This is a genomic window from Candidatus Methylobacter oryzae, assembly GCF_003994235.2.
Lineage (GTDB): Bacteria > Pseudomonadota > Gammaproteobacteria > Methylococcales > Methylomonadaceae > Methylobacter_A > Methylobacter_A oryzae.
The window spans coordinates 109559-120508 of sequence record NZ_RYFG02000118.1; the positions used below are offsets into that span (position 1 = coordinate 109559).

General features: G+C 46.2%; 7 protein-coding genes. 3 read left to right on the forward strand and 4 right to left on the reverse strand.

The genetic code is table 11. The features are described from left to right. Positions 1 to 41 precede the first annotated feature (41 nt). On the reverse strand, positions 42 to 2204 hold the full coding sequence (gene glgB / locus EKO24_RS19310; RefSeq protein ID WP_127027567.1) for a 1,4-alpha-glucan branching protein GlgB: 2163 nt from the start codon (positions 2202 to 2204) through the stop codon (positions 42 to 44). 154 nt (positions 2205 to 2358) lie between these two features. On the opposite strand from glgB, the gene glgC reads away from it, so the two are divergent. The 3 genes from glgC to malQ all read left to right on the forward strand — a co-directional run bounded on the left by glgC (position 2359) and on the right by malQ (position 6870). Beyond that, positions 2359 to 3639, forward strand: a complete 1281-nt coding sequence (gene glgC, locus EKO24_RS19315) for a glucose-1-phosphate adenylyltransferase (protein ID WP_127027498.1) — start codon at positions 2359 to 2361, stop codon at positions 3637 to 3639. Next, positions 3629 to 5323 (forward strand): glycoside hydrolase family 57 protein, encoded by a 1695-nt coding sequence (locus EKO24_RS19320; protein WP_127027499.1) that lies wholly within the window; start codon positions 3629 to 3631, stop codon positions 5321 to 5323. Before glgC ends, EKO24_RS19320 begins: the two co-directional genes overlap by 11 nt. Before the next feature lie 77 nt (positions 5324 to 5400). Continuing rightward, complete coding sequence (malQ, locus tag EKO24_RS19325; protein ID WP_127027500.1) at positions 5401 to 6870, forward strand: 4-alpha-glucanotransferase; 1470 nt, start codon at positions 5401 to 5403, stop codon at positions 6868 to 6870. Positions 6871 to 6912: 42 nt separating this feature from the next. On the opposite strand, the gene EKO24_RS19330 is transcribed toward malQ, so the two are convergent. The 3 genes from EKO24_RS19330 to EKO24_RS19340 all read right to left on the reverse strand — a co-directional run bounded on the left by EKO24_RS19330 (position 6913) and on the right by EKO24_RS19340 (position 10871). Next, entirely contained in the window at positions 6913 to 7782 is an 870-nt protein-coding gene (locus EKO24_RS19330) for a quinoprotein dehydrogenase-associated putative ABC transporter substrate-binding protein (RefSeq protein WP_127027501.1), read from the reverse strand. A gap of 120 nt (positions 7783 to 7902) precedes the next feature. Continuing rightward, positions 7903 to 9759 carry a methanol/ethanol family PQQ-dependent dehydrogenase gene (locus EKO24_RS19335; RefSeq protein WP_127027502.1) on the reverse strand — a complete coding sequence of 619 codons (1857 nt, stop codon included), beginning with the start codon at positions 9757 to 9759 and terminating at the stop codon, positions 7903 to 7905. Between the two features lie 386 nt (positions 9760 to 10145). After that, positions 10146 to 10871, reverse strand: a complete 726-nt coding sequence (locus EKO24_RS19340; protein ID WP_127027503.1) for a UDP-2,3-diacylglucosamine diphosphatase — start codon at positions 10869 to 10871, stop codon at positions 10146 to 10148. Between the last annotated feature and the right edge of the window lie 79 nt (positions 10872 to 10950).

The window sequence follows — 10950 nt, forward strand, 5'->3', positions numbered from 1 at the left end:
CGCTGTAATTTGATTAAATGTAGGGAGCTGAATTTTGATAGTTATAATTTCAAGATTATGCCACCCAGAGGCGGTAACGTAAGGCTGATGGAGTGAGGCTGGTTCATCCAGGGCGTGGGCTCCGATAATGCTGCGCCATTGCCGACATTGCCGCCGTCATAATATCCGGAGTCGGAGTTGAATATTTCCGTATAGGTGCCTGGCAGCGGTACGCCAATCCGGTATTGTTCACGCATTACCGGGGTAAAGTTCAGCACCACGATCAAATCTTCATGCTCGGTTTTACGCCGATAACTGATGATGGATTGTTGCACGTCGTGGCAATCGATCCATTCAAAGCCATGGTGATCGAAATCGTGTTGATATAAAGCGGGATGTTTTTTGTAAAGATGATTCAGGTCTTTTACCAATGTCTGTACGCCTTTGTGATGTGCATAATCCAGAACATACCAGTCCAAGTCCTTGTTGAAGTTCCATTCCGTACCTTGACCGAATTCGCAGCCCATGAATAGCAGTTTCTTGCCGGGGTAGGTGAACATTAAGGTGTACAGCAGCCGAAGGTTGGCGAAGCGCTGCCATTCGTCTCCGGGCATTTTGCTGACTAACGAGCCTTTGCCGTGCACGACTTCGTCGTGGGAGAAAGGCAGGCAGAAGTTTTCGGTAAACGCATAGAGCATGCCGAACGTGAGCTGGTCGTGATGGTATTTGCGATGTATCGGCTCCTGGCTCATGTAAGCCAAGGTGTCGTGCATCCAGCCCATATTCCATTTCATCGAGAAACCCAAACCGCCGGTCCAGGTCGGACGGGTGACTTGCGGCCAGGACGTGGATTCTTCGGCCATCATGACGGTGCCGGGATGTTGCTGGTGCGTGACGGAATTGAGCTCCCTCAGGAAGTCGATCGCTTCCAGGTTCTCGTTGCCGCCGTACATATTGGGAATCCAGTCGTTTTCGTTGCGTGAATAATCCAGGTACAGCATTGACGCAACCGCATCGACACGCAAGCCGTCAAGATGGAATTCCTCCAGCCAGAAGATGGCGCTGGACAGCAAAAAGTTTTTCACTTCGTTGCGGCCATAATTATAAATCAGCGTACCCCAGTCGCGGTGCTCGCCTTTACGCGGATCTTCGTGTTCATAAAGTGCGCTGCCGTCAAAGCGGGCTAGTGCAAAGTTGTCTTTAGGGAAGTGCGCCGGTACCCAATCCAGGATGACGCCGATTCCGTTTTGATGAAGGGTGTCGATAAAATAGCGAAAGTCATCCGGCGTGCCGAAGCGGCTGGTTGGGGCAAAATAACCGGTGGTTTGGTAACCCCAGGACGCGTCCAACGGATGTTCGGTGATTGGTAATAATTCAATATGGGTATAACCCATGTCTTTGACATAATCGACTAGCTGCTCGGCCAGTTGACGATAATTCAGGAAATTGCCTAGATGGTCGCGTCGCCAGGAGCCCAGATGCACTTCATAAATAGACATAGGTTCATGCAGCCAATTGTGGCGCACGCGGTCACTCATCCATTGTTGGTCTTCCCAAACATAGCTGTCTTCGTTAATTACGACGGACGCGGTATTGGGGCGGAACTCGAATTGCTGACCGTAAGGATCGGTTTTTAACAGAACTTCATGGCTGTTACGGTTTAGAATCTCAAATTTATAGTAACAGCCGGCATGCAAGCCCGGCACAAACAGTTCCCAGATGCCGCTGCCGCCCAAACTGCGCATCGGGTTGCAGCGTCCGTCCCAGTGATTGAAATCGCCTACCACGCTGACTCTGCCGGCATTAGGCGCCCATACTGCAAATAAAACCCCTTCAATACCATCGACGGTATGTAAGTGTCCGCCCAGTTTTTGGTAGATATGCCAATGTTTGCCTTCGCCGAATAAATGTTGGTCGAATTCCGGAAATTGAACGCCAAAATCGTACGGGTCGTAATTTTCGTGTTTGTAACCGCTTTTGTCGACCCAGGATAATTGATAATGTTCTGGTAATTGCTCATGTTCGGCGTTATATTCAAAAAAGTCCGTATTGGGCAAGCGGTCTAAAGCAGCGCCGTTATGGCTAAAGCATACTGTTTCCGCATAAGGCAGATACACCTTAACTTGAATACGGTTGTTCTTGAGATGGCGACCTAAAACTGAGAAAGGATCATGATGTCTGGCTTCGATAATTTTTATGGCATCGGAATCAAGTGCGTTTGTCACCCCGGATGGTGCATGTGCCGCAAGCCCTTCTGGAGCGGACTCGGTATTAGATTGCTTTTTCACTATGAATAGCCTCGGCGTAATGGAATAATAGTTAGGTGAATGTTACCAAACACATCAAGAGTTGTCAGTCTATTCCACATGGAGATGAAAAATGTCAGCGTCAAGTACTCATAAGCACGATCATAATATCAGTCATTTAACTCGTAACACCGTCGCACTCATATTGGCTGGTGGTCGCGGTTCACGATTAATGAATATGACCGATTGGCGCGCTAAGCCCGCTGTACCCTTTGGCGGCAAATTTAGAATTATCGATTTTCCCCTGTCGAACTGCATGAATTCCGGTATACGCAAGATAGGGGTTTTAACTCAATACAAGGCTGACTCACTGATCAGGCATATTCAGCAAGGCTGGGGCTTTTTACGCGGCGAGTTCGGAGAGTATGTCGACTTGATGCCTGCCCAACAAAGGCATGATGAGAATTCCTGGTATGCAGGAACCGCTGACGCTGTTTTTCAAAATATCGATATTTTGCGTAGCCGCCATCCGGAACATATCTTGGTCCTGGCCGGGGATCATATTTATAAAATGGATTACGGTGCGATGCTGGCCGATCACGTTGAAAAAAACGCCGATTTAACGATAGGCTGTATAGAAGTCTCGCTACAGGACGCAACGGCTTTTGGCGTCATGGATGTGGATGAAAATCGGAGAGTCAGGGATTTTGTCGAAAAACCCGAGCATCCCCCGGTGATGCCGGGCAGAACCGATACCGCCTTGGCATCGATGGGGATTTATATTTTTAATGCCGGTTTTCTGTTTGAGCAATTGCTTAAGGATGCGGATACCAAAGGCTCCAGCCATGATTTCGGTAAAGATATTATTCCTGCCGTGATCGATAAATATATCGTTAACGCTTACCCGTTTTTGGATTTACAAAGCGGGGAACAAAGTTACTGGCGCGATGTGGGGACCATTGATGCGTATTGGGCTGCGAATATGGAATTGATTGGCGTTAAACCGGACCTGAATTTGTATGACAAAACTTGGCCCATATGGACTTATCAAGCGCAAACGCCACCGGCCAAGTTCGTATTTGATAGCGACAAAAGGCGGGGTTCGGCTGTTGACTCAATGGTTTCAGGAGGCTGCGTCATTTCGGGTGCTACAGTCAGGCATTCTTTATTATTCTCCAATGTTCGCGTTAACTCGTATACGACCTTGCAAGATACGATCGTTTTACCGGAAGTGAATATCGGCCGCCATTGCCGCATCACCAAAGCGATTATTGAAAAAGGCTGTGAAGTTCCGGAAGGCACAATCATCGGTGAGGATAGGGCTGAAGACGAAAAGCGCTTTCATGTCAGTCACGGCGGAGTCGTTTTGGTAACGCCGGATATGCTGGGACAAAAAAGACATTATGTCCGATAACAAAAAATTGAAACTCGTTTTGTGCTGGCACATGCACCAGCCGGAATATAGAGATTTGCAGTCGGGAGAATTCAAGCTGCCGTGGACATATCTGCATGTGATTAAAGACTATGTGGATATGGCGGCACATCTGGAGGCAGTGCCGCAGGCCAAAGCGGTAGTCAATTTTGCGCCGATATTGTTGGAACAAATTGAGGAATACGCCAGGCAGGTCAACGGCTATTTGCACGATCAAATTTCTATTACGGATCCTTTATTGGCGGCACTGGTTAATCCCAGTATTCCGGCAGACCCCGAAGAGCGCATGAAATTGGTCAAGGATTGCATGCGCGCAAACCGGGAAAGACAGATAAACCGCTATCCGACGTTCAAAAGATTGATTGAAATGGCCGATTGGCTCGAGCATCATTATGATTCTCTGACCTACGTCAATTCTCAATTTATAGGCGATATTCTGGCTTGGTATCATCTGATTTGGATGGGGGAAACTATCAAGTTAAGCGATACTCGGATAAAACGGCTGATAGAAAAAGGATCCGGTTATACGCTACACGACAGGATCGAAATTATAGAGGTCATTGCCGAGCAACTGACCACTATTATCTGTCGATACAAGGCATTAGCCAGAAAAGGGCAGGTTGAGCTTTCTGTGACGCCTTACGCTCATCCTATCATGCCGCTTTTACTGGATTTGAATTCTACCCGCGAGGCTATGCCCGATGCGCCTCTGCCGGAGTTGGATGCTTATCCGGGGGGAGAAGAGCGTATTGTCTGGCATCTTGATAAAGGGGTGCAGACTTTCAAGCGCCTGTTCGGTTTTAAACCTAAAGGGTGTTGGCCTTCGGAAGGCAGTGTGAGTGGCCCGACATTAAAAATATTGGGTGATTTTGGTTTTGAGTGGGCAGCCAGCGGCGGCTCTGTACTGCATAACAGTTTAAATCTTCCTGAAAACGATAAAACATTGGGCATTCATCACCCTTTCAAGCTTCAGGAAACCAATGTAGCGTGTTTTTTTCGTGATGATGGCTTGTCCGACCTGATCGGTTTTGAGTATTCAAAATGGCATGCCGATGATGCGGTTGGCGATTTGATTCACCACCTCGAAAATATTGCAGCCCATGAGCCAGGTGATAAGGTGGTCTCAATCATCATGGATGGCGAGAATGCATGGGAATATTTTCCTGCGAATGGCTATTACTTTCTCAGTGCTTTATACGAAAGATTGGCCGGCCATCCAAATATCGAGTTAACGACTTTTTCGGAGTGTCTGCAAAATAAGGCCGAGGTTAAGCCATTGGCAAAGATAGTTGCAGGCAGTTGGGTTTACGGCACTTTCTCGACCTGGATAGGCGATGTGGACAAAAACCGCGGCTGGGATATGCTGGGCGATGTGAAATGGACTTTCGACAAGGTCATTTCAGCGGGTAGATTAACGGAAAAACAAATAGAACAGGCTGAACTTCAGCTGGCTGTCTGTGAAGGATCTGACTGGTTTTGGTGGTTTGGGGATTATAATCCGGGGGAAGCGGTTAGTAATTTTGAAAAGCAATATAGGCTTAATTTGGCTAACTTATACAGACTGTTAGGCGAGGAGCCTCCCGCTTATCTGTCAATGTCTTTTACGCAAGGTTCCGGTACTCCGGCTATGGGGGGGGCAATGCGTCCAGGCGTTGAATTTACATAATTGATGGGGGTTAATATTTGGTTCTCCGCATTCAATAAAACCAGCAATTAAAAAACATAAACGAGAGATCGCTAAGTGTGAATAACATCTTAAATAAACGTCGAGCCGGCATTTTGTTGCATATTACATCGTTGCCGGGTACGGGCCGCCAAGGCGATTTAGGGCAGGAAGCTTTTAATTTTGTAAAATTTCTTCACGATACCGGAGTAAGTGTATGGCAGGTTTTGCCTTTAGGCATGACGCATGCCGACGGTTCTCCTTATCAGAGTTTGTCTGCTCATGCCGGTAATCCGGAATTGATCAACATTGATTGGTTAGTAAAGAAAGGTTGGCTGCAACGGGCTGATAAATGTGGAGAATGCGCCGGCGACTGTGTCATAAGATGTTTGGTTGCAAAATCCTATTATGGTTTTTTGGAACGTGCCGATCAACACGATCGGGATGCTTTTGCGCATTTCTGTGAAGAAAAAGCATTTTGGCTTGATGATTTTGCTTTATTTATGGCGCTTAGGGCTGAATTTGATCAGCAGTGCTGGAACCAATGGCCTGAGCATTTCAAGGAAAGAGATGCAAAAGCAATAAAAGAGGCATGTCGCCGATTAAAGACACAAATTGAATGTATTAAATTCGAACAATATGTGTTTTTTCAGCAGTGGCAGGAATTAAAAACTTATGCCAATCAGCAAGGGGTTTTTCTGTTTGGCGACGTTCCTATTTTTGTGTCTTACGATAGCGCTGATGTTTGGTCTCACCGTGATGTTTTTAAGCTGGATGAGTCCGGTAATATGTCGGTCGTAACGGGGGTTCCGCCCGATTATTTTTCCGAAACGGGACAGCGCTGGGGTAATCCTCACTATAACTGGAATTACCTGAAGAGGACCGGATTTCATTGGTGGGTTGAAAGGATGAAAACCCAGCTTGAGATGTTCGACATTATTCGAATCGATCATTTTCGTGGACTTGAAGCGGCTTGGGAAATACCGGCCACCGAAGATACTGCAATTAATGGAGGCTGGGCTAAGGCGCCAGGTAAGGCATTATTGAATGCGATAAAAGCAGAGCATGGGTCTATTCCATTGGTTGCTGAAGATTTAGGTATTATTACGCCTGAAGTTGAGGAGCTAAGGGATGAGTTCGATTTGCCCGGCATGAAGATTTTGCAGTTTGCTTTTGGCGGCGGTCCCGATAATCCTTATTTGCCTGATAATTATGAAAAAAATTGCGTTGTTTATACCGGTACTCATGACAATGATACGACCTTAGGCTGGTTGCAATGTATTAGCAATGATGAGAAAAACTACATTTATAATTATCTTGGCAACCCGGCGATGCCGTTGCACTGTGCATTAATTCATGCAGCTTTGGCATCGGTTGCGAATCTTGCGATTATCCCTATGCAGGATATTTTAGAGCTGGGCTCAGAGCATCGAATGAATACTCCAGGTACGACCGAGGGAAACTGGAAGTGGCGCTTTCAATGGAACCAGTTGTCACATGAACGTGCGGTCAGGTTTACTTATTTGGTTGGATTGTTTAATCGTAAATAAAGCTTTGTGGAGCGGCTTGGAGGCCGCTCCGAGGATCAGAGTTTAATCTTTGTCTTCATGAATAGCTTGTTGAGGTAGCGGCAGTAAAGGGATGCCGTAGCCGGCTATGATGGACTGAATTTCTTTGGCTTTAGTTGCTATCAGTTTATCAAGCGTTTCTTTTCGCGCTTTATCGGCTTTACGAACACCCATTGCCATATCAAAATCAAACTTCATGCCGGGAGTCGATTTCATTGGAATCATCGAATAGCTGTTTTTGGGGCTTTGAGATGCAACATAAGCGGCCATCGGCCCCCACAGAATAACCATATCGATTTTCTTTGCTTTAAGATCCTTTTCTATCTGCATGGCGACATTATTTTCGCTATCGCCTGACATTGATTGGTAGGGAACGCCTACGTCGAGCAAACCGTTTTTTTGCATCCAGGTCGTTCCGGGGCCGCGGTCAAACATCGCAATTTTCAATTTTTCCTGTCTTTGTGATGGCAGGTCGATCAATTGATCTGCATCGGTAATATCATCCCAGCCACGTTTCTTTGCGATTAAAAGTACATAAGTCGACCGGTAGTAGGATGAGGTTGTTAACGTAAGGTCATAACCTGCCGGGACGCCCATAACGATATCGCATTTATATTCATTAGTATCCACGTCGCTTTCATTCAACGGTGCGTTCAATGTGTTGCGGATAAAGCCGAGGCGTTGCGGAAGCCATGTGTACTCAATGGCTTGTCCCAGTTCTTTCGCAAAAAGCTCGGCGATTTTATTTTCAAAACCATCTTTGTTCTTTGTTGAATAAGGCGGATTCAGCGGGTCGGCACAAACTTTGAACTTTTCTTCAGCTGAGGCAGTAAAGCAGCATGCAGCTAGAAGTAAAATTGCAAAGTGTCTTGTGCATTGGAATAAGGTCCTCATTAATATCTCCTTGGTGTATCAAACAATAAGGCGTAATAGTGTACTGTATAAGCAGGCAAAAAAAAGCCCTGGCTGATAAATCAACCAGGGCTTTTATACGGTCTAAAAAATCAGACCGATTTAGTTGCTAGGCAACGTGAATACAGTTAATGTACCGCCCAGCTTAGTGAAAGAGCTTAAGCTTCTGTATGCTCCCACCGCACCCAAACCTTCAGAGTTTGAATTTGCTTCACCAGTGTCAAGACCGGCAGCAATACCGATACCAGCCCATCCGCCGATACCTGAAAGAACGCCAACATATTGTTTGCCGTTGTATTCCCAAGTATTAACGTTACCGATGATGCCGGAAGGTGTTTTGAATTTATACAGTTCTTTACCTGTTTTTGCGTCAACCGCTTTCAGATAGCCTTCCAGAGTGCCGTAGAATACGACGCCGCCGGCAGTTGCAACAGAACCTGACCAAACAGAGAATTGTTCTTTGTTAGACCAAACGATTTTACCTGTTTTAGCGTCATAAGCTGTGAACTGTCCCAGGTTGGTTGTGCCGTCCGGCTTTCCGGTCATAACGTCTGCACCAGCAGGCATCATGGTTAAGGTTGCACCAACGTAAGGTTGACCAGCTGTGTAAGATACTTCGAACGGTTCGTAGTCCATGCACAGGTGGTTACCGGAGATGTAGAACAAGCCTGTTTGTGGAGAGTAAGAAACCGGTTGTTGGTTTTTACTTCCTAACGCAGCAGGGCAAACGCCTTGAGTGTTAACGTCTTCGCCGTTTTGTTCGGTTGAGTATTTAGATACAACTTGTGGGCGGCCTGTTTTCATGTCAACGTGAGTTGCCCAGTTAACTGATTTGTCGAATTTTTCAGCAACAAGCAGTTCGCCGGTTTCACGATCTAAAGTATAGCCAAAACCGTTACGGTCGAAATGCACGATAGTTTTGTGCATTTGGCCTTTAACTTCTTGGTCAACCAGAACGGTTTCGTTGATACCGTCAAAGTCCCACTCATCGTGTGGAGTCATTTGGTAAACCCATTTAACAGCTCCAGTGTCAGCGTCGCGAGCCCACAATGACATAGACCATTTGTTGTCGCCTGGACGTTGTACCGGGTTCCATGTAGATGGGTTGCCAGATCCGTAATAGATCAAGTTCAGTTTAGGATCGTAGCTGGTCCAACCCCAAGTAGTACCGCCGCCGATTTTCCATTGGTCGCCTTGCCAAGTGCTTATGCTTGAGTTTTCGCCAACAGGAGCAACTTTGCCGTCTTTCCAGGTAGTTGTTTTCTTTGCATCGATCAGCGTATCTTTATCTGGACCCATGCTGTAGCCTTTCCAGGCCAATTCACCGGTGTTGATGTTATAAGCAGCCAAGAAACCGCGAACACCAAACTCACCGCCGGAAATACCGGTCAGAACTTTGTCTTTAACAACTAATGGTGCAGAAGTATTGGTCATACCCAATTTAGGGTCGCCGTTTTGTACGCTCCATACGCGTTTACCGGTTTTTGCGTCCAACGCAGTTAAAACGGTATCGGATTGTTGTAAGAAGATTTTGCCGTCACCATAAGCCAAACCACGGTTGACAGTGTCGCAGCACATAACCGGGATAGTTACATCGGCGTCTTGTGTTGGAGTGAATTCCCAGATTACGGATTGAGTTTTTTGGTCGATCGCGTAAACAGTGTTAGGGAAAGGCGTGTGAATGTATAGAACGTCGTTAACAACCAGTGGGCCGCCTTCGTGTCCACGTAAGACACCAGTAGAAAAAGACCAGGCTGGTTGCAAGTTCTTTACGTTAGTAGCGTTGATTTCGCTTAATTTGCTGTAACGAGTACCTGCGTAATCACCACCCCAACTTGCCCAGTTAGCAGGGTTTTGGGTGAGTTTTTCAAGATCGCTGTTAGCAGTTGAAACTGCAGGTGCAGCTAATAAAGCAGCCACACTTGACGCAAGCAGCCAACTTTTCAAAGGCTTCTTCATATTATATTTCTCCTGGTATTCTGTTAATTTGACAGAATAGTGATTATGTTTTTTAGGACTAATATTAGTTTAGGGTGGTTTTCATGTTCCATGGAGACAGGAAATTTTCACTCTAGGCGCCTAAATTTAATGATTTTGCTTAAAAAGTCAACTTTTAAAGGTGGCTGGCACACATTGATGCGTGTAACGTTTTGATAAAACACAGTGTGTTTAAGAGAGTGTTAAGTTTTTCAAGATAGCCGGCCACGGAACAAAATGTCTGAAATATTATTGACCAGGGATTGGCAGTATATAAAAGTGTTTATTCAATTCTTTGTCAGCATGAACGCAAATAAAGACTTTAAATATAAATTCGTTTTTTTGATCCGATAAAACAGGCAAGCCCATTACAGGGATTCGATTTTATATCCGTCAGCGCTCCAGCATAATGCTTCGGCTGAGTTCTTGCTCCAAGCGGCCAATACAAAGCGCTGGGCCGATTGGCCATCGACGTTGAAATCATGGATGGCAGGCCGATGCGTATGTCCATGAATTAAGCGTCGGCAGTGCCTTTCGCGCATAACTTGGATCACGGTATCCTGATTCACATCCATAATATCTTGATTTTTCTTTCGCTTATGGAAATAACTGCGAATGCGATACCAGCGTGCGGCCAATAAACGTAAAAATAGAGGTTTGGACAATACGGACTGTTGCCATTCCAGGCTATGTGATTTGATGCGAAATGTTTGATAGGGCAGGTCGTCGGTACATAACAAATCGCCGTGGGTAAGCAATGTCGATGTGCCGAATAAGTCGATCACTGCGTACTCATCGAGCAATATAACGCCGGTATCTTCAGAGAATCGCTTGCCCAGTAGGAAGTCGCGGTTGCCCTGCTGTAAGAAAACCTGCGTGCCTGAGTCGGTCAGTTGCTTAAGCTGCGTGCGGACTTTATTGTTCGGTGGAGTGAAGTCATCGTCTCCTATCCAGGTATCGAAAAGATCGCCAAGTATATAGACGGCTGCGGCTTTGGGCGCTCTGTTGCTTAGAAACGAAAGAAACCGGCGGGTGATTTCCGGTTTGTCCAGGGAAATGTGGAGATCTGAGATGAACAGGATTTCAAGGTTCAAGGTTCAAGGTTCAAGGTTCAAGGTTCAAGGTTCAAGGTTCAAGGTTCAAGGTTCAAGGTTCAAGGTTCAAGGTTCAAGG

Coding starts and splice junctions, on each gene's coding strand:
- glgC (WP_127027498.1), top strand. CDS start 2,359: ATGTCAGCGTCAAGTACTCATAAGCACGATCATAATATCAGTCATTTA.
- EKO24_RS19320 (WP_127027499.1), top strand. CDS start 3,629: ATGTCCGATAACAAAAAATTGAAACTCGTTTTGTGCTGGCACATGCAC.
- EKO24_RS19330 (WP_127027501.1), bottom strand. CDS start 7,782: ATGAGGACCTTATTCCAATGCACAAGACACTTTGCAATTTTACTTCTA.
- EKO24_RS19335 (WP_127027502.1), bottom strand. CDS start 9,759: ATGAAGAAGCCTTTGAAAAGTTGGCTGCTTGCGTCAAGTGTGGCTGCT.